Below are 19,383 nucleotides of genomic sequence, written 5' to 3'. Positions count from 1 at the left end.
CATTCAGGAGAATCGTGGCTGTCAAGATTCGTCTCAAGCGCCTCGGCAAGATCCGTGCGCCCTACTACCGCATCGTGGTGGCCGACTCGCGCACCAAGCGCGACGGTCGCGTCATCGAGGAGATCGGCAAGTACCACCCCACCGAGGAGCCCTCGTTCATCGAGGTCGACTCGGAGCGCGCGCAGTACTGGCTGTCCGTCGGCGCCCAGCCGACCGAGCAGGTGCTCGCCATCCTCAAGCTGACCGGCGACTGGGGTCAGTTCAAGGGCGACAAGAACGCGGTCTCGACCGTGAAGACCCGCGAGGACAAGGCCGCTTTCGAGGTCGACGCCTCGAAGAAGTCGGTCGTGAAGCCGAAGGCGGAGAAGAAGGCTGAGGAGCCCACCGAGGCTCCCGCCGACGAGGCGACCGACGCGGCCGATGAGGCCGCCGCCGAGTCCGCCGAGTAATCCGTTGCTCGCCGCCGCGCTCGAACACGTCGTCAAGGGGATCGTCGATCACCCGGACGACGTCCGCATCGACTCGTCCACGTCGCCGCGAGGCGACGTGCTCGAGGTGCACGTCCACCCCGATGACCGGGGTCGCGTGATCGGGCGCGGCGGCCGCACGGCCAAAGCCCTGCGCACCCTCATCTCTGCTCTCGCCGACGGCCGCCGCGTGCGCGTCGACGTCGCGGACGACTGAGGTGTCCGCCGGCGACACCACGGGATCGGGCGCTGACGCCCGCAAGCCCGTGAACGCAGTTCCCCCCGCGGGCAAGACGCAGCTCCGGGTCGGCCGCCTCGTGAAGGCGCACGGCCTGAAGGGCGCGATCAAGCTCGAGCTGTACACCGACGACCCCGAGGGGCGCTTCGTCCCCGGCGCGACGTTCACTCTCCAGGTGCCCGAGTCGTCGCCGTGGCACGGCAAGCCGCTCACGGTGCGCGAGTTCAAGTGGATGAACAGCCACCCGGTCGCCTTCTTCGAGGGCGTCGACGACCGCGACGCGGCCGAAGGGCTCCTTCGCGCGATCCTCTGGGTCGACGAAGACATGCAGGCCTCGCCCGCCGAGGAGGACGCCTGGTTCGACCACCAGCTCGTCGGCCTCGACGTCGTGCGTGACGGTGAGACCGTCGGCAGGGTCGCACGCGTGGACCACTTCCCCTCGCAGGACCTGCTCATTGTGAAGGTCCGCGACGACGAGGTTCTGGTGCCGTTCGTCAAGGCGATCGTGCCCGAGGTCGACATCGCGGGTGGTCGCGTCATCGTGACGCCGCCCGCAGGACTCTTCGAAGAGATCGCGGACGACGCCGGCGAGGCTCCTTCCGAGCCCGACACCGACGACTCCACCGACTGACTCCTCTTCACTGCGCGCGGCCGCTCGGCGTGCGGCAGATGTGATCTGCGGGAAACACGGCGGGAAACGCCCCGGAATGTCCATCCGGGACCATCGAAGACATGGTCGAAGTGCGCACCGTGTGCTCCTACTGCGGCGTCGGCTGCGGTATCTCGGTGACGACCTCGGACGGCGGGGCGGGGCATCCGCTCGCCATCGCGAAGGTCGCGGGCGACCGCGCGCACCCCACGAACGCCGGACGACTGTGCACGAAGGGTGCGACCCACGCCGAGCTCATGCAGGCGCCGGGTCGCATGACCACGGCGCACGTGCGGCCGTCCCGCGGTGAGCCCGCGGCGCCCGTTCCGGTCTCCGATGCGGTGACGGATGCTGCGGCCCGCCTTCGCGCGATCCTCGATGAGCACGGTCCCGATGCGATCGCGCTGTACGTCTCGGGGCAGATGAGCATGGAGGCGCAGTACCTCTCGAACAAGCTGGTCAAAGGGTACCTGCGCGGTATCCACATCGAGTCGAACTCGCGGCTGTGCATGGCGTCGGCCGGCACCGGCTACAAGCAGTCGCTGGGCGCCGACGGGCCGCCCGGATCGTACGAGGACTTCGACCGCGCCGACCTCTTCTTCGTGATCGGCTCGAACACGGCCGACTGCCACCCCATCCTGTTCCTGCGAATGGCTGACCGGCTGAAGCAGGGTGCGAAGCTGATCGTGGTCGACCCGCGTCGCACCACCACCGCTGACCGCGCCGACCTGTTCCTGCAGATCCGGCCCGGCACGGACCTCGCGCTGCTGAACGGCCTGCTGCACCTCCTGGTGACCGCGGGCGACATCGATGAGGAGTTCATCGCCGCCCACACCGAGGGCTGGGAGCACATGGACGAGCTCCTCGCCGAGTACCCGCCCGCTCGGGTCGCGGAGCTGACCGGTCTGGCCGAAGACGACATCCGCACCGCCGCCCGCTGGATCGGCGAGGCCGGCGAATGGATGACGCTGTGGACGATGGGACTCAATCAGTCCACCCACGGCACCTGGTCGACGAACGCCATCTGCAACCTCCATCTGGCGACCGGCGCGATCTGCCGCCCCGGAAGCGGCCCGTTCTCGCTGACCGGCCAGCCCAACGCGATGGGCGGGCGCGAGATGGGGTACATGGGGCCCGGGCTGCCCGGCCAGCGCGCCGTGTTCAGCGCGCCCGACCGCGCGTTCGTCGAGGACGTGTGGGGACTGGAGCCGGGCGCGATCCGCGCGGAGTCGGGCTCGGGAACGATCGACATGTTCCGGCGCGCGGCCGACGGCGAGATCAAGGCTGTCTGGATCATCTGCAGCAACCCCGTCGCGTCGGTGGCGAATCGCAAGACCGTGATCGAGGCGCTGGAGACCGCGGAGCTCGTCATCGCGCAGGACGTCTACACCGAGACGGCGACCACCGCCTACGCCGACATCCTGCTGCCGGCCACGCTGTGGGTCGAAGCCGATGGCGTGACGGTGAACAGCGACCGGACCCTGACGCTCGTGCGCGACGTGATCGCCGCGCCGGGCGAGGCGCAGCCGGACTGGCTCACGATCTGCCAGATCGCCCGTGCGATGGGCTTCGAGGGATTCGACTTCACCTCGAGCGCTGACGTGTTCGACGAGATCCGACGATTCTGGAACCCCCAGACCGGGTGGGATCTGCGCGGCGTGACCTACGAGCGCCTGCGCGAGACCCCGGTGCAATGGCCCGCACCGCCGGACGACAGCGCGACGCGGCATCCGATCCGGTACCTGAACGACGGGGTGAGCCAGTCGCTGCACGTCGAAGACGACGGCACGGTGCCGCGCCTCGCGTTCGCGACGCCGTCGCGGCGCGCGCAGTTCCTCGCGCGGCCCCATCTGGCACCGGCGGAGCTTCCCGACGACGACTACCCCTGGGTGCTCAACACCGGGCGTCTCCCGCACCACTGGCACACGCTCACGAAGACCGGCCGGGTCGCCAAGCTCGCGAAGCTGCACCCCGGACCCTTCGTCGAGGTGCACCCGGTCGACGCAGAACGGCTCGGAATCGCCGAGGGCGATCAGGTCGAGGTCGCCTCGCGCCGCGGCCGATTCGTCGTGCCCGCGGTGCTCACCGATCGTGTCCAGCCGGGCGGACTGTTCGCGCCGTTCCACTGGAACGACGAGCACGGAGAGTACGTCACCGTCAACGCCGTGACGAGCGACGCGGTGGACCCGCTGTCGGCGCAGCCGGAGTTCAAGTTCGCCGCTGTGACCCTTCGCCGCGTCGGCCCGGCGGTCGGGGGAGCAGGATCGTCGACCGCGTCCGCCGACGAGGCGCTCGCGAGCGCCGGCGTGGCGCTGGCCCCGCCGCAGCTGAGCGATCTGGAGGGCGCGTACCTCGCAGGCTTCCTCTCCACAGTGCGGTCGGTGGTGCTCGCTCCGGGCGAGGTGCCGGTGCTGCCCGTCGAAGCCCCGCTCGGTGCGCTCGTGCGGGCCTGGTTCGACGGCGTGCTCGCGGGGGCGTTCTCCCGCACGTCGGTCGGCACGGGGATGCCGGGGGCCGAGGGCATCGACGAGGTCGTGGTGCTCTGGGGCTCGCAGACCGGGAACGCCGAGGAGTTCGCGACGGCGGCGACCGCTGCGCTCGGCGCGCGCGGCATCCCCGCGCGTGCACGGAGCATGGCGGAGCTGCGCGCGACGGACCTGACCGCGGTGAAGCGTCTGCTCGTGGTCACCTCCACGTTCGGCGACGGCGGTCCCCCCGACAACGCCGCCGCGCTCTGGCACGAGCTCAACGCCGACGGCGCGCCCGAACTGTCGGGGCTCCGCTACGCGGTGCTCGCGCTCGGCGACTCTAACTACGACGACTTCTGCGGCCACGGTCGGCGGCTCGACAGCCGCCTGGGCGAGCTCGGCGCGACCGCGCTCCTGGAGCGGGTCGATCTCGAGCCCGACGCCGACGAACCGCGCGAGGCGTGGCTGGCCCAGATCCTCGACACCCTGGCAGCGGAAGGGACGACGGGTGCAGCATCCGTCGCCCTCCAGGCTCCGCCGGCGAAGCGCCTGTTCAGCCGGTCCAACCCGGTGCAGGCACCGCTCGTGCGCAACGACCTGCTGAGCGGGCCGGGTTCGCAGAAGGAGGTTCGGCGCATCGCGTTCGACCTCTCGGACTCGGGCGCGACCTACGAGGCCGGTGACTCGCTCGGCGTCGTGTGCGCGAACGCCCCGGCGGTCGTCGCAGAATGGCTCGACGCGACCGGCATCGCACCGCTCGAGATCGTGGAGATCGACGGCGAGGAGCGCACCTTCGCCGACGCCCTGCGCACGCGGCTCGACATCACGAAGACGCCCGTCGACCTGGTGCGTTTCATCGCGGAGCGCAGCGGCGACAGCATGCTCGCCGGTCTGCTGCGGCGTGAGAACAAGGGACGCCTCGAGCAGTTCCTGTGGAGCCAGCAGGCGGTCGACCTCGTGCGCGACTTCCCGGTGCAGGCCACCGCCGCCGACTGGGCCGGCGTGCTCAAGCGACTGCAGCCCCGCCAGTACTCCATCTCGTCGAGCCCGAAGGCGGACCCAGACACCGTGGAGCTGACCGTCTCGGTGGTCCGCTTCGAGACCGACTCCGGACGCGCCCGCGGCGGCGTGTGCTCGACGTTCCTCGCGGACGGCGACGCCCTCGCCGCGCCCGTGTATCTGCAGCGCTCGCCCGCCTTCCGCCCGCCGGCGGCCGGTGACACCCCGATGATCATGATCGGCCCAGGCACCGGGATCGCGCCGTTCCGCGCGTTCCTCCACGACCGCCGCGCCGACGGGCACACCGGCCGCAACTGGCTGTTCTTCGGCGAGCAGCACGCCGCCAGCGACTTCTACTACCGCGACGAGCTCGATGAGATGCGCGAGGACGGGTTCCTCACGCGCCTCGACGTCGCCTTCTCGCGCGACCAGCGGCAGAAGATCTACGTGCAGGACCGCATGATCGAGCACGGCGCCCACCTGTGGCGCTGGCTCCAGGACGACGGCGCACACGTGTACGTGTGCGGTGACGCGATGCGCATGGCCAAGGACGTCGACGCCACGCTGGTCGCCATCGCCCAGCAGCACGGCAAGCTCTCGGAGGAGGCCGCCGCCGAGTACGTCCGCGGCCTCGCCGCCGATGAGCGCTACGTCCGCGACGTCTACTGACGTCGCGCCGTCGCGCCGTCGCGGCATTTCGGGTCGCCGGGTCGCCCCGCCGCGCCCCCTCCGCGTCGTCGCCACACCGACGCGGTCGCCTCCGCTGTGTTCGTTCGTCGCCTGTGCACGCGAATCGGCGCGTTTCGCGTGCACAGGTGGCGAACGAACTCCGTCGACGGCGATGCGGACGGACACGCAGAAGAGCGGATGCCTCGGGTCGAGGCATCCGCTCTCCGTCAGAGCAGGTGCGGTCAGATGCGCTGCTTCGCCAGCGACGCCCGGGGGATCACGTACACGAACACCGTGAGCAGCAGGAGCCCCACGTACGCGGCGACGAAGCCGTAGAACGCGGCCTGGTAGCCGCCGGTGGCGAGCTGGGAGGCGTTGAGCACCTGGGGCACGAGGAACCCGCCGTACGCGCCGATCGCCGAGATGAGGCCGAGCGCCGCAGCCGCCTTGCGGATCATCTTCGTGGCCTCCGGCGTGCCGGGCTCGTAGCCCCGCGCCTGCGAGCGCGCGGCGAAGATGCTCGGGATCATGCGGTAGGTCGACCCGTTGCCCATGCCGGTGGCCGCGAACAGCACGAGGAAGCACGCGAGGAAGACGACGAAGTTGTGCATCGGCAGCGTCCAGACCAGAGCGAGCGCGCCGAGCGCCATCACCGAGAAGGCGCACACCGTCACGCGTGCGCCGCCGAAGCGGTCGGCGAGACGGCCGCCGTAGGGGCGCGCGAGCGAGCCGACGAGCGCGCCGAGGAACGCGACCGAGACCGCCGCCTGGCCGACCTGGAGCGTGGAGAACTCGGGGAACTGGTCGGCGATGAGCTTCGGGAAGACGCTCGCGAACCCGATGAACGAGCCGAAGGTGCCGATGTAGAGCAGCGCCATGACCCACAGGTGCGGTTCGCGCAGTGCCGCGGCGGAGCTGCCGAAGTCCGCCTTCGCCGACGATAGGTTGTCCATGTAGCGCCAGGCGCCGAAGATCGCGAGCAGGATGAGCGGGATCCACATCCAGCCGGCGAGCGAGATGTTGAGGGTCGCGCCGGCGCCGATGGTCACCGCGATCGGCACGGCGAACTGGGCGACCGAGGTGCCGAGGTTGCCGCCGGCGGCGTTCAGACCGAGGGCCCAGCCCTTCTCCTTCTGCGGGAAGAAGTAGGTGATGTTCGCCATCGAGCTCGCGAAGTTGCCGCCGCCGACGCCGCCGAGCGCCGCGACGAGCAGCAGCACGCCGAATGGGGTCTCGGGGTTCGACACGACGATGCCGAGCAGTGTCGCGGGGATCAGCAGCAGCGCCGCCGACACGATCGTCCAGTTGCGACCACCGAAGATCGCGACCATGAACGTGTACGGGAAGCGCAGGGTCGCGCCGACGAGGCTGGGCAGCGAGATGAGCCAGAACGACTCGGAGCTGGTGAGCTGGAAGCCGGCGGCGGGCAGCATCACGACGACGATGCTCCACAGCTGCCAGATGATGAACCCGAGGAACTCGGCGAAGATCGACCAGCCGAGGTTGCGTCTGGCGATGGCGCGGCCGGACTCCGCCCAGAACGCCGGGTTCTCGGCGTTCCAGCCGTCGATCCAGCGGCCGGGGCGATGCGTGAGGGTGACCGGCGCGTCGGCCGGTGCGATGGTGCGGGATGGAGCAGCGGTATCCGTCATCGACGGGGTGTCGGTCGTGGTCATGGCGCCTCCCTGAAGGTGAGCACACACTGGGGGTGAGTGTGTCTCCACGCTAGGAAGGCGGTGTTTCCGCCCGACTGCTCGCGCGGTTACCTCTCCGTCACTTCTCGATCACGGATGCCGCCGCCCGAGGTGGGCACCCCGTCACACGTCGGAAACACGCGGGGCTTCTAGACTCGAAGGCATGCGCGTCGACATCGTCACGATCTTCCCGACGTTCTTCGACGTGCTCGGCGTCTCGCTCATCGGGAAGGCCCGTGACCGCGGCATCCTCGACATGCACGTCCACGATCTGCGGGACTGGACCCACGATCGCCATCGCACCGTCGACGACACCCCCTATGGCGGGGGCGCCGGAATGGTGATGAAGCCGGAGCCATGGGGTGAGGCGCTCGACGAGGTGCTGAGCGACGATGCGGTGCTGCTGGTGCCGTCGCCCGCCGGCGAGCTTTTCTCGCAGCCGCTGGCCCGGGAGCTCGCCGACGAGAAGCACCTCGTGTTCGCCTGCGGACGCTATGAGGGGATCGACCAGCGCGTCGTCGACCATTACTCGGCGCGCGGGCGGGTGAGGCTGGTGAGCCTCGGCGACTACGTGCTCAACGGGGGAGAGGTCGCCGCGATGGCCGTGATCGAGGCGGTGTCCCGGCTGATCCCGGGCGTCGTGGGCAACCCCGAGAGCCTCGTCGAGGAGTCGCATGAGCTCGGTCTGCTCGAGTACCCGAGCTACACGAAGCCCGCCGAATGGCGTGGGCTCGAGGTGCCGCCGGTCCTGCTCAGCGGCAACCACGGCGCGATCGCCGCGTGGCGGCACGATCAGAGTCTCGAACGCACGCGGGTGCATCGTCCGGACCTGCTGAGCGAGCCCGATCCTGCGGCCTGAGGCGGATGCCGCGGCCCCGGCGAAATCGCCGGGGAGGCGTCAGGCGGGTTCGATGACGTTGAGCCGGTAGCCGCGCTTCACCACGGTCTTCACCAGGTCGGGGACGCCCAGCGACTCGCGCAGTCGCGCGACGGCCATCTCGACGGCGTGCGTGTTCTCGCCGGACCGCGGCAGCGCCGCCTGCAGCCGAGGCCGCGACACGACACCGCCCTGGGCATCGAACAGCGCAGCGACGATATCGGTGGCGCTGCGCGACAGCGGGATGTGCCGGCCGTCCAGCACGATGCCCGTGCTGCGCAGTTCGAGCCGCCCCGCAGAGGTCGGCAGCGACGCTGCGCCGCCCCCGCCGAAGTGGGTGACGACGGCCCGCACCAGTGAGCCGAGGCGACCCCGCTCGGCGATCAGCGGCTGCAGGCCCGCGTCCTGGAGCGGGCCTGCGGTGATGGGGCCGACGGCGGCCATGAGCAGGCGTCCTTCCGCCTCACGGTCGACGATCTCGTCGAGCACGCCTTCGTTCCGCGCCGCGGTGATCCACTCGGCGGCGCCGGGGGCGGACGTGAACAGCACCGCGTCGACTTCGCCCTGTGCGGCGGCGATGACGGAGCGCGAGACCGCGGCGGGGTCCGGGGGAGGACCCCAGCGATACACGGTGAGGCTCACCACGTCGGCGCCTGCGCCTTCGAACAGCTCGTCGAGGCCGTCGGCGCCCGAGCCGTGGTGCTGCACCGCCACGCGCCGGTCGGCGACGCCCTCGGCGAGGAGGTATTCGCCCAGCTCGGCAGAGGTCTCGGACTCCGCCACCCAGTCTGCGGTGAGCCCCGCCTGCTGGATCGCGCCGCGCGCTTTCGGGCCGCGTGCGACGATCTGGGCGCGGGACAGCGCGGCGTGGAGGTCGTCGAGCAGTCCGGCTTCGTCGGCGGCCTCCATCCAGCCCCGGAAGCCCACGCCGGTCGTCGCGACGACCACGTCGGGCTGCTGCGCGATCAGCTCGCGCGTCGCGGCGATGAGGGCGTCGTCATCGATGTGGGGGACGATCGTCAGCGCGGGCGCGTGGCGCACGTGGGCGCCATGGCGCTCGAGCGCAGCGGCCAACTCGGAAGAGCGACGGTCGACGGCGATGACGATCGTGCAGCCGTCGAGTGCGGCCGAGAGGGTGGGGCGTGGGGTGGAGCTCAAAGGACGATGTCACCTGCCAGTTGGGGGTCGGGAAGCAGCAGCCCGGCGCGGGCCACCTCGCCGACCACGATGACGGCGGGGTTGCGCACGCCGGCGAGGCCGGCATCGACGACGACCGACCCCAGGGTACTGCGCGTCGTGCGCTGGTCACGGTGGTGACCGCGCTCGACGATGGCGACGGGGCGATCCGCGGGGACACCGGCGTGGAGGGCGTCCGAGACGATGCGGGGCAGTGCGCCGACGCCCATCAGGATGACCGTCGTGACGCTGTCGTCGCGGAGGGCCGCGAGCGTGGCCTCGGTCACCTCGGACGGTCCGTTCATGATGTGCACCGCTCCCGCGACACCGCGATGGGTGATCGGGATGCCGGCTGCCTGAGGCACCGCGACGGCGCTCGAGATGCCGGGCACGACGTCGACGGGGATACCGGCCGCGAGGCAGGCCGCCACCTCCTCGCCGCCGCGGCCGAAGACGAAGGGGTCGCCGCCCTTGAGCCGCACGACGCGCTTGCCGGCACGGGCGCGGTCGACGAGGATCTCGTTGATCTCGTCCTGCGGCACCGGGTGGTGGCCGGGGAGCTTGCCCACGTCGATGATCTCCACGTCGGGGCCGACGTGGTCGCGGATGTCGGTCGGACCGAGCCGGTCCATCACCACGACCTCCGCGCGCGTCAGCAGGCGCCACGCGCGCAGGGTGAGCAGATCGATCGGCCCGGGGCCGCCGCCGATGAGGTCGACGCGCCCGACGTCGGTCTTGGCGCGCCCGGTCATCGCTCGCCCTCCCAGCGGACCAGGACATGCCCGTGGTCGATGGTCACGGGCCAGACATGCAGGTTCTTGGGCTCCTTGCCCTGCGTGTCGAGGCAGACGCCGGTGCGCAGATCGAAGACCTGCTTGTACATCGGCGAGGCGACCGTGGGGACGTCCTGCCGGGTGCCGACGATGCCGCGCGAGATGACATGCGCGTGGCTGTAGGGGTCGAGGTTCGAGACGGCGTGGACGCGGCCCGTCGAGCCGTCGGGCCCGTGCAGCAGGAACAGCGCGATCTGCGTTCCTCCGAGCAGGGCGGCGCGGCCACGCTCGATCTCGAGGTCGGCGAGTGCGCATACGCGCACCCAGCCGTCGGGAGCGGTGTACTCGGCCGTCTGCGGGTCGACGAGGGTCATCGGCGCACCTCCAGGGTCGTTCCGGCGATGAGCACGCGCGAGTCGGCGCGCTCCTCCTCGGTGGCGGGTCGGGGCTGTCCACGCTCGGCGGTGTAGGCCAGCGAGGGGTCTGGCGTCGTCGGGGCGTTGACGAACGACGCGAACCGGCGGAGCTTCTCGGGGTCCTCGAGGGTCGCCTTCCACTCGTCCTCGTACGAGTCGAGGTGGGCCGCCATCGCGGCGTCGAGGTCGGCGCAGATGCCGAGGCTGTCGTCGAAGATGACTTCGCGGAGGCCCTCGATCCCGCCGTCCAGGTCCTCGAACCACGGTGCGGTCCGCTGCAGGCGGTCGGCGGTGAAGATGTAGTACATCAGGAACCGGTCGATCGCCGTGAGGAGCTCGTCGTCGTTGAGCCCCTCCGCGAGCAGCACGGCGTGGCGCGGCGTGAAGCCGCCGTTGCCGCCGACGTACATGTTCCAGCCCGCTTCGGTGGCGATCACGCCGACGTCCTTGCCGCGCGCTTCCGCGCACTCGCGCGCGCAGCCGGAGACGCCGAGCTTGATCTTGTGCGGGGAGCGCAGACCGCGGTAGCGCAGCTCGAGCTGCACCGCCATGCCGACCGAGTCCTGGACGCCGTACCGGCACCACGTCGAGCCGACGCACGACTTCACGGTGCGCAGCGACTTGCCGTACGCGTGGCCGGATTCGAAGCCGGCATCCACCAGCTGCTTCCAGATCTCGGGGAGCTGCTCGAGGCGGGCGCCGAACATGTCGATCCGCTGTCCGCCCGTGATCTTCGTGTAGAGGCCGAAGTCCTTCGCGACCTGGCCGATGACCAGGAGTCCCTCCGGAGTGATCTCGCCACCGGGGATGCGGGGGACCACCGAGTAGCTGCCGTCCTTCTGCAGGTTCGCCATAACGTGGTCGTTGGTGTCCTGCAGGGTGGCGTTCTCGCCCTCCAGCACGTGCCCGCGAACGAGCGTCGACAGGATGCTGGCGAGAGCGGGCTTGCAGATGTCGCAGCCGCGGCCGGATCCGAAGCGCTCGATGACGGCGCTGAAGGTCGTGAGCCCTGACACGCGCACCGCGTCGAAGAGCTGCCGACGCGACATGTCGAAGTGCTCGCAGATCGCGTTGCTGAGCGCAGCGCCGGACTTGGCGAGCTCGGTGCCGACGATCTTCTTGACCATCATCACGCACGAGCCGCATGCCGCCCCGGCCTTGGTGCAGGACTTGATGGCCGCGACATCCGTGCAGCCTTCCTCATGCACCGCGTGACGGATCGCGCCCGCCGTGACGCTGTTGCACGAGCAGACGAGCGCCTCGTCGGGGAGGTCGCCGGTCGGCGCGGCGACGCCGCCCTCGGGCATGAGGTAGGCGGCGGGGTCGCCGCCGAGCGCGCCGCCGACGAGCGGACGCAGCGAGCCGTAGGCCGACGCATCGCCGACGAGGATGCCGCCGAGCAGCGTCTTCGCGTCGTCCGACAGGACGAGCTTCTTGTAGACGCCGGCCACCGGGTCGGCGTATGTGACGTCGAGTGCGCCGGGCGTCTCGGCGAATGCATCGCCGAAGCTGGCGACGTCGACGCCCGACAGCTTGAGCTTGGTCGACAGGTCGTACCCGGGGAACGATGCCTCGCCCCCGAGCAGTCGGGTGGCGGCGACCTCTGCCATCGCATACCCGGGTGCGACCAGCCCCACGCACATGCCGTCGTAGTTGGCGACCTCGCCGATCGCCAGCACGCGGGGGTCGGAGGTCTGGCAGCCGGCGTCGATCAGCACGCCGCCGCGGGGGTGCACGTCGAGGCCGGCGCCCCGCGCCAGCTCGTCGCGCGGGCGCACGCCGACGGTGAAGACCACGACGTCGGTGCGCGCGTACGTGCCGTCGCGGAACTCGAGGCCCGTCACCTGCCCCGACCGATCAGGGTCGAGACGGGTGGTGACGGCTTCGGTCTTCACGGCGATCCCGCGCGACTCGATGAGGCGCCGCAGGGCGTTGCCCGCGGGAAGGTCGAGCTGCGCCGACATGAGCCGGTCGGAGGACTGGACCACCGTGCAGGCGACGTCGAGTCCCTGCAGGGCGCCTGCGGCCTCGAGGCCGAGGAGTCCGCCGCCGATCACCGTGCCGACCAGGGGCCTTCCGAGCTCCGCCGAGCGGCGCTGGACGAACTCCTCGAGCTTCTCGACGTCGTCGAGCGTGCGGTAGACGAAGCAGCCTTCGAGACCGAAGCCGTCGACCGCGAGGCGCGCGGCGTACGACCCTGTCGCGAGGATCAGCCGGTCGTAGGCGAGGCTCGTGCCGCTGCGGGTCGTCACACGGCGCGCAGCGCGGTCGATGCGGGTGACGGCCTCGCCGCGGAGGAACCGCACGCGCTCGTCGTCGAGCACCGCGCGCTCGAGCTCGAGGTCTTCGGCCGAGGCACCGGCGAAGAAACCGGTGAGGCCGACCCGGTCGTAGGGGTGACGCTCCTCTTCGCCGATGAGCGTGATGCGCCACTCCTCGCCGGCCCGGCTGAGCAGGCTCTCGACGAAGCGGTGCGCGACCATGCCCGCGCCGACGATCACCACGTGGGTGCCGAGGGCAGGGGTCTCGCTCATGTCGTCACCGTACGCCGGTGATGTTGCAGCAGCGTCAGCGTCATGTTTCCGGCTGTTGACACGGTCGCGGTGGGCCATGGCTCCTCCTCGGGGGGCAGACGTCTCGGTGACGCTGACGCTACGAGTGCGGTGTTTCACCGCCGGACCACGGGCGGTTACCCCGAGCGAACGTTTCGATCACACCGGCCGGCGCGCAGAAGTGAGAAGAGCGGAATGGATGCCGCGACCCGAAGGACCGCCCGCGGTTCGTCGACCCTGCTCGGATAGGGTGTAGCGACCCGATTCGAGGAGAAGATTCGTGCACACTTGGCCGGGATCGGCATATCCGCTCGGAGCGACGTTCGACGGCAGCGGCACGAACTTCGCACTGTTCAGCGAGGGCGCCGAGCGCGTCGAGCTCTGCCTGTTCGGGGAACGCGGCGCCGAGACGCGCCTCGATCTCGTCGAGGTCGACGCGTTCGTGTGGCACACGTATGTGCCGAACATCCAGCCCGGCCAGCGCTACGGCTATCGCGTCCACGGCCCGTACGATCCCGCGAACGGCCTGCGTTTCAACCCCGCCAAGCTGCTCCTCGACCCCTACGCGAAGGCGGTGGAGGGCGCGGTCACGTGGGGACAATCGGTCTACGGCTACACGTTCGGGGATCCCGACTCGCGCAACGACGACGACTCCGCCGGCGACATGATCAAGGGCGTCGTCGTCAATCCCTTCTTCGACTGGGCGGGCGACCGCCGCCCCGGCACTCCCTACTCCGAGACGCTCATCTACGAGGCGCACGTCCGCGGACTCACCGAGCGCCACCCCGCGATCCCGGAGGACATGCGCGGCACCTACAGCGCCGTCGCGCACCCGGCGATCATCGAGCACCTCACGAAGCTCGGGGTGACGGCGATCGAGCTCATGCCGGTGCACCAGTTCGTCGACGACGCGGTGCTGCAGGAGAAGGGGCTCTCGAACTACTGGGGCTACAACTCGATCTCGTACTTCGCCCCGCACAACCGCTACGCCGCGACCGGCGACCGCGGTCAGCAGGTGCAGGAGTTCAAGGCGATGGTGCGCGCGCTGCACGCGGCGGGCATCGAGGTCATCCTCGACGTCGTGTACAACCACACGGCCGAGGGCAACCACCTCGGGCCGACCCTGTCGATGCGGGGCATCGACAACGCCGCCTACTACAAGCTCGACGACGACAAGCGGTTCTACACCGACTACACGGGCACCGGCAACAGCCTCAACGTGCGCAACCCTCACTCACTGCAGCTCCTCATGGACTCGCTGCGGTACTGGGTGCTCGAGATGCACGTCGACGGGTTCCGCTTCGACCTCGCCTCCGCGCTCGCGCGCGAGTTCTACGATGTCGACCGCCTGTCGACCTTCTTCGAACTGGTCCAGCAGGACCCGGTGGTCTCGCAGGTGAAGCTCATCGCCGAGCCGTGGGACGTCGGTCCCGGCGGCTACCAGGTGGGCAACTTCCCGCCCCAGTGGACCGAGTGGAACGGCAAGTACCGCGACACCGTCCGCGACTTCTGGCGCGGTGAGCCGCAGGCACTCGGCGAGTTCGCCTCCCGCCTCACCGGGTCGAGCGACCTCTACGAGCACTCCGGGCGCCGGCCCGTGGCATCCGTCAACTTCGTCACGGCCCACGACGGGTTCACTCTGCGCGATCTCGTGTCGTACAACGAGAAGCACAACGAGGCCAACGGCGAGGACGGCCGCGACGGCGCCGACGACAACCGCTCCGACAACTTCGGCGTCGAGGGCCCCACCGACGACCCCGCGGTGCTGACCATGCGCGCCCGTCAGCAGCGCAACTTCATCGCGACGCTCATGCTCAGCCAGGGCGTGCCCATGCTGCTGCACGGCGACGAGCTCGGCCGCACGCAGCAGGGCAACAACAACGGCTATGCGCAGGACAACGAGACCACGTGGATCGATTGGGATGCCGTGGACCGCCCGCTGCTCGAATTCACCGCGGCGATGAGCCGGCTGCGGCGCGACCACCCCACCTTCCGCCGGCGCCGGTTCTTCGAGGGCCGTCCGGTGCGGCGCGACGCGGGTGTTCCGATCCAGGACATCGCGTGGCTGCGTCCCGATGGGACGCTCATGCAGCCGGAAGACTGGGAGTCCGGATTCGGGCGCGCGGTCGGCGTGTTCCTCAACGGTCAGGGCATCCGCGAGAAGGACCGGCGCGGCGAACCGATCCGCGACCGCCACTTCATCGTCCTCTTCAACGCCGGCGACGACATCATCGACTTCCGCATCCCGGTGGTCGAGTTCAGCCCCGATTGGGAGGTCGTCATCGACACCGCGGGCGAGCGCGCGGACTCGGCGCTCATCGAGCCGGGCGACACCCTGCGCCTCGCGGCGAAGTCGCTCATCGTGCTGAGCGAGCACCCGCGGGTCGAGCGTGAGGTCGATCACTCGGTGGCCGCATCGCTCGCCGCACTCGCCGGCGCGGGGACGCCCGCGCACGCCCCCCGCGCGGAGCTGCGCACCTGACCGGACCGGTCAGGTGCACGCGGTCAGGCGACGCCGAGCCAGGACCGGTCGGTGAGGACGATGGGGCCGTCCTCGGTGATCGCGACGGTGTGCTCGGCATGGGCCCCGCGGGAGCCGTCGACCGAGCGCAGCGTCCAGCCGTCGGGGTCGGTCACGAGCTCGTCCGTGGTCTGCAGGAACCACGGCTCGAGCGCGACAACGAGGCCGGCGCGGAGCGGGTAGCCACGGCCGGCCTTGCCGTCGTTGGGCACGTGCGGGTCGCCGTGCATGATCCTGCCGACGCCGTGGCCGCCGAAGTCGGTGTTGATGGCGTAGCCGTCGGCGTGCGCGACCGCGGCGATCGATGCCGAGATGTCGCCGATGCGGTTGCCCACCGTCGCCGCGCCGATGGCGGCGGCCAGTGCACGCTCGGTCGTGTCGATGAGCGCGAGGTCCTCGTCGCGCGGGGATCCCACGACGAACGAGACCGCGGAGTCAGCCACCCACCCGTCCACTGAGACCGCGAAGTCGAGCGACACGAGGTCGCCGTCGCGCAGTGCGTAGTCGAAGGGGAGTCCGTGCAGGACGGCGTCGTTCACAGAGGTGCAGATGACCTTCCCGAAGGGACGGGCGCCGAACGACGGGTGGTAGTCGATGTAGCACGACTCGGCGCCCGCGCGGCGGATGAGGTCGTGCGCGCGACGGTCGATAGCGAGGAGGTTCGTGCCCACCTTGGTCTCATCGCGCAGCGTCGCGAGCGTCTCGGCGACGAATCGCCCTGCGGGCTTCATCGCCTCGATCTCGGCAGGCGTGCGCAACTCGATCATGTGGGGGATCCTCTCGTTCCCCTCCATTCTGTCTGACCCGTCAGCACGGGGCTGGGAGGATGCTCCGCGGCGCGCGGAAGCGGACCACGGGGGTCGTGTGCGGGCGTAGCATCAGTGACATGTGGCTGCGTCGCGCATTCTTCGGCTGGCTGATCCCGTCCGCCTTCCTGCTGCCGCTGTGGCTCCTGGTCGGATGGGCCGTGTTCAGCACGGGCGGCTGGGCGTTCCTCTGGGTGCTGTTCCTCGCCATTCCGGGCGTCTTCCTGTGGCAGCTGCTCCTCACCGTCCTGGTGCGGGCGCGCGGAACGGTGCGGGCTCATCGCGCCGTCTCCTGGTGGGACGTGCTCGGGTTCACCGTGTGGCACCTGCTCGTGATCTCGCTCGGCTTCTTCGCCGAGGCGTGGTGGGCGCCCGTCATGGTGGTGGCCATCCTCGCCGGCGTCGGCCTCTTCTGGCTCGAGCTGTGGCAGCTGTGGAGCGAGGCGCGGCCCTCGCGATTCGTCCTGCACACCTCCGAAGGGGTCGCGTACATCCCCGCGGAGACCGACGCGCCGCAGGCTGCTCCGCGCGAAGTCATCGTCATCTCGGAGAAGCAGACGCCACCCGCGAACTGACGCGGTTTGGCCGGGTGCGGCATCCATGGCAGAATGGCTGTTTGTGCCCTGACCGGTTCTGCCTCAGGGGAACCAGCTGGACGGCGTCACGCCGAAGGCCTGCGGCACACTCAGTCCTTTACCATCCTTCCCGCGGTCGACCTGTGGCGGCCGCAGAGAGAGACGATCATGCAGATCCTCGACGCCGTCGACGCGGCTTCACTCCGCTCCGACATCCCCGCCTTCAACGCCGGCGACACCGTGAAGGTGCACGTCAACATCACCGAGGGCAACCGCTCGCGCATCCAGGTCTTCCAGGGCGTCGTCATCGGCCGCTCCGGCGACGGCGTTCGCGAGACCTTCACGGTCCGCAAGATCAGCTTCCAGGTCGGCGTCGAGCGCACCTTCCCGGTGCACTCCCCGGTCATCGACCACATCGAGGTCGTGACCCGTGGTGACGTGCGTCGCGCGAAGCTCTATTACCTGCGCAACCTCCGTGGCAAGAAGGCCAAGATCAAGGAGAAGCGCGAGAGCAACTGACGCTCTCCCCGCAAGCGCTGTCACGAAGCCCCGGACCGACCAGGTCCGGGGCTTCGTCCGTACGCCGGAAGGGCCGGAATGTGCGACCCTTGAAGGCGGGCCGCCGCGACCGCCGGCACCCGCGAAGGAACTCATGACGACCGAGAAGTCGGCTCCGGCCGAGCCGGCGCCCCGGCCCGAGCCCGCTGCGACCATTCAGCCGCGTCGTCGGGGCTGGCTGGTGTTCCTGCGCGATGTCGTCGTGATCATCCTGATCGCCGTTCTCGTCTCGCTCGTGGTGAAGACGTTCCTCGTGCGGTCGTTCTACATTCCCTCGGGGTCGATGGAGGACACCCTCCACGTCAAGGACCGCATCCTCGTGGACGAGATCACGCCGCGCTTCGGCGGTTACGAGCGCGGCGACATCGTCGTGTTCCAGGACCCGGGCGGATGGCTGCCGCCCAGCACCGCCCCCGCGCGTCCTCCGATCGTCGAGGGTGTCGAATGGGTCCTGTCGCTCGTCGGCCTCGCGGCGCCCGACAGCGACGACCATCTCGTGAAGCGCATCATCGGGGTTCCCGGCGACCACGTGGTGTGCTGCAACGCCATTGGGCAGATCACCGTCAACGATGTCCCGATCGACGAGAGCGCGTACGTCAAGCTGCCGGCGGGCGAGACCGCCGCTTCGGGCGATCCGTTCGACGTCACAGTTCCCGCGGGCAGCCTCTGGGTGCTCGGCGACAACCGCTACCGCTCGAAGGACTCGCGGTACAACACCGATCAGCCGGGCAAGGGCTTCGTGCCCATCGACAACCTCGTCGGGCGCGCGTTCCTCGTGACGTGGCCGTTCGACCGGTTCGGCCTGCTGGACTTCCACCACGACGTGTTCGCCGGGGTCCCCGACGCGGAGCCGGAGGGCGGCGGGAAGTGACCGTCGCCGAGCCCCGCCTCACGCTGGAGCGCCGGCTCCTGCGCGAGCACACGCTCGTCATCGCGTGCGACGAGGTGGGGCGAGGGGCGCTGGCGGGTCCGGTCGCGGTCGGCGCGGCGGTCGTGGACGCCCCGCGATCGCGCAAACGCATCCCGCAGGGGCTTCGCGACTCGAAGCTGGTTCCCGAACCGAAGCGCGCCGACGTCGCGGCACGCGCGGCCTCGTGGGTCGCCGCCAGCGCCGTCGGGTGGGCGAGCTCCGAGGAGATCGACGAGATCGGCATCATGCGCGCCCTCGGGCTCGCCTCGATCCGCGCCATCGCGGATCTCCGCGCGCACGGCGTCGTGCCGGAGGACGCCATCGTCATCCTCGACGGCAACTACGACTACATCCGTCCAGCGGGCGAGTGGGGGCTCACCGTGCGCCCGGTGATCAAAGCCGACCGCGACTGCGCCTCGGCGGCCGCGGCATCCGTCATCGCCAAGGTCGCGCGCGACCGCCTCATGACCGAGCTGCACGACGAGCTTCCCGCGTACAACTGGGCGCGCAACAAGGGCTACGCGAGCCCCGACCATCGTGAAGCCATCCGCACGCACGGCATCAGCCGGCACCACCGGGCCTCGTGGTCGATCGCCGAGGCGCCGACGCTCTTCTGAGCGTTCGCCACACGCACAGGCGGGGCGCCGCACCCGTTCGCGCCCATAGGATGGATTCACCATGGATGACGAGGTCTTCGAAGACTACGACCGCGAGCTCGAACTCGCTCTGTACCGCGAGTACCGCGATGTCGTCTCGCAGTTCCAGTACGTGATCGAGACGGAGCGGCGCTTCTACCTAGCGAACGAGGTCAACGTCGTACGCCGCGACACCGAGCACGATTTCTACTTCGAGATCTCGATGTCCGACGTCTGGGTCTGGGACATCTACCGCGCTGACCGCTTCGTGAAGGCGGTGCGCGTGCTGACCTTCAAGGACGTCAACGTCGAGGAGCTCTCGCGCCGTGATTTCCATCTCCCCGAGGAGCTCTCGCTCGACACCTGAGCGGGCCTGACGCCTCCTCCCCAGTCCGACGAT

General features: G+C 70.0%; 17 protein-coding genes. 11 read left to right on the top strand and 6 right to left on the bottom strand.

The features are described 5' to 3' along the window. Nucleotides 1-14: 14 nt before the first annotated feature. From rpsP to ASF40_RS07405, 4 genes are all read left to right on the top strand, one after another. The gene (gene rpsP, locus ASF40_RS07420) at nucleotides 15-449 is read left to right on the top strand and encodes a 30S ribosomal protein S16 (protein WP_056367551.1); all 435 of its coding nucleotides are present in this window, start codon (nucleotides 15-17) and stop codon (nucleotides 447-449) included. A gap of 4 nt (nucleotides 450-453) precedes the next feature. Next, entirely contained in the window at nucleotides 454-684 is a 231-nt protein-coding gene (locus ASF40_RS07415; RefSeq protein WP_045276246.1) for an RNA-binding protein, read from the top strand. A 1-nt stretch (nucleotide 685) separates the two neighbouring features. Then, nucleotides 686-1,336, top strand: a complete 651-nt coding sequence (gene rimM / locus ASF40_RS07410; RefSeq protein WP_442922684.1) for a ribosome maturation factor RimM — start codon at nucleotides 686-688, stop codon at nucleotides 1,334-1,336. Between the two features lie 101 nt (nucleotides 1,337-1,437). Beyond that, on the top strand, nucleotides 1,438-5,490 hold the full coding sequence (locus ASF40_RS07405; protein WP_056367549.1) for a bifunctional nitrate reductase/sulfite reductase flavoprotein subunit alpha: 4,053 nt from the start codon (nucleotides 1,438-1,440) through the stop codon (nucleotides 5,488-5,490). 242 nt (nucleotides 5,491-5,732) lie between these two features. Here the strand turns inward: ASF40_RS07405 and ASF40_RS07400 are convergent, their stop codons facing one another. Then, nucleotides 5,733-7,166, bottom strand: a complete 1,434-nt coding sequence (locus tag ASF40_RS07400) for an MFS transporter (RefSeq protein ID WP_082496914.1) — start codon at nucleotides 7,164-7,166, stop codon at nucleotides 5,733-5,735. Nucleotides 7,167-7,347: 181 nt separating this feature from the next. Here ASF40_RS07400 and trmD point away from each other — a divergent pair, with 181 nt between their 5' ends. Next, nucleotides 7,348-8,043: a tRNA (guanosine(37)-N1)-methyltransferase TrmD gene (gene trmD, locus ASF40_RS07395; protein WP_056367547.1), complete on the top strand. Its 696-nt coding sequence runs from the start codon at nucleotides 7,348-7,350 to the stop codon at nucleotides 8,041-8,043. A gap of 39 nt (nucleotides 8,044-8,082) precedes the next feature. Here the strand turns inward: trmD and ASF40_RS07390 are convergent, their stop codons facing one another. From ASF40_RS07390 to nirB, 4 genes are read right to left on the bottom strand one after another with little or no spacing between them, the layout of a single operon-like run. Next, nucleotides 8,083-9,219 carry a uroporphyrinogen-III synthase gene (locus ASF40_RS07390; protein ID WP_056367546.1) on the bottom strand — a complete coding sequence of 379 codons (1,137 nt, stop codon included), beginning with the start codon at nucleotides 9,217-9,219 and terminating at the stop codon, nucleotides 8,083-8,085. After that, nucleotides 9,216-9,989: a uroporphyrinogen-III C-methyltransferase gene (cobA, locus tag ASF40_RS07385; RefSeq protein ID WP_056367544.1), complete on the bottom strand. Its 774-nt coding sequence runs from the start codon at nucleotides 9,987-9,989 to the stop codon at nucleotides 9,216-9,218. Before cobA ends, ASF40_RS07390 begins: the two co-directional genes overlap by 4 nt. Continuing rightward, a complete protein-coding gene (gene nirD / locus ASF40_RS07380) occupies nucleotides 9,986-10,384 on the bottom strand; it encodes a nitrite reductase small subunit NirD (protein WP_056367541.1) in 399 nt (132 codons plus the stop codon). Before nirD ends, cobA begins: the two co-directional genes overlap by 4 nt. Then, nucleotides 10,381-12,960 (bottom strand): nitrite reductase large subunit NirB, encoded by a 2,580-nt coding sequence (gene nirB, locus ASF40_RS07375; protein WP_200919448.1) that lies wholly within the window; start codon nucleotides 12,958-12,960, stop codon nucleotides 10,381-10,383. The genes nirD and nirB overlap by 4 nt, the downstream gene beginning before the upstream one ends. 298 nt (nucleotides 12,961-13,258) lie before the next feature. On the opposite strand from nirB, the gene glgX reads away from it, so the two are divergent. After that, on the top strand, nucleotides 13,259-15,460 hold the full coding sequence (gene glgX, locus ASF40_RS07370; protein WP_056367539.1) for a glycogen debranching protein GlgX: 2,202 nt from the start codon (nucleotides 13,259-13,261) through the stop codon (nucleotides 15,458-15,460). Nucleotides 15,461-15,483: 23 nt separating this feature from the next. On the opposite strand, the gene map is transcribed toward glgX, so the two are convergent. Then, nucleotides 15,484-16,266: a type I methionyl aminopeptidase gene (map, locus tag ASF40_RS07365; RefSeq protein ID WP_056367536.1), complete on the bottom strand. Its 783-nt coding sequence runs from the start codon at nucleotides 16,264-16,266 to the stop codon at nucleotides 15,484-15,486. 119 nt (nucleotides 16,267-16,385) lie between these two features. Between map and ASF40_RS07360 the strand changes: the two genes are divergently transcribed. The 5 genes from ASF40_RS07360 to ASF40_RS07340 all read left to right on the top strand — a co-directional run bounded on the left by ASF40_RS07360 (nucleotide 16,386) and on the right by ASF40_RS07340 (nucleotide 19,350). After that, nucleotides 16,386-16,880, top strand: coding sequence for a hypothetical protein (locus tag ASF40_RS07360; RefSeq protein WP_056367534.1), 495 nt, complete (start codon nucleotides 16,386-16,388; stop codon nucleotides 16,878-16,880). A gap of 168 nt (nucleotides 16,881-17,048) precedes the next feature. Further along, a complete protein-coding gene (rplS, locus tag ASF40_RS07355) occupies nucleotides 17,049-17,399 on the top strand; it encodes a 50S ribosomal protein L19 (protein ID WP_045297891.1) in 351 nt (116 codons plus the stop codon). A gap of 133 nt (nucleotides 17,400-17,532) precedes the next feature. Then, complete coding sequence (gene lepB / locus ASF40_RS07350) at nucleotides 17,533-18,309, top strand: signal peptidase I (protein ID WP_056367532.1); 777 nt, start codon at nucleotides 17,533-17,535, stop codon at nucleotides 18,307-18,309. Further along, nucleotides 18,306-18,965 (top strand): ribonuclease HII, encoded by a 660-nt coding sequence (locus ASF40_RS07345; RefSeq protein WP_056367530.1) that lies wholly within the window; start codon nucleotides 18,306-18,308, stop codon nucleotides 18,963-18,965. The genes lepB and ASF40_RS07345 overlap by 4 nt, the downstream gene beginning before the upstream one ends. 61 nt (nucleotides 18,966-19,026) lie before the next feature. After that, nucleotides 19,027-19,350: a DUF2469 family protein gene (locus ASF40_RS07340; RefSeq protein WP_045297888.1), complete on the top strand. Its 324-nt coding sequence runs from the start codon at nucleotides 19,027-19,029 to the stop codon at nucleotides 19,348-19,350. Nucleotides 19,351-19,383: the final 33 nt, after the last annotated feature.

The sequence above is a fragment of the Microbacterium sp. Leaf288 genome (genome assembly GCF_001422925.1).
Classification (GTDB): domain Bacteria; phylum Actinomycetota; class Actinomycetes; order Actinomycetales; family Microbacteriaceae; genus Microbacterium.
Note: the sequence above shows the minus strand (reverse complement) of the source record. Positions and strands in the feature narration are given on the sequence as shown.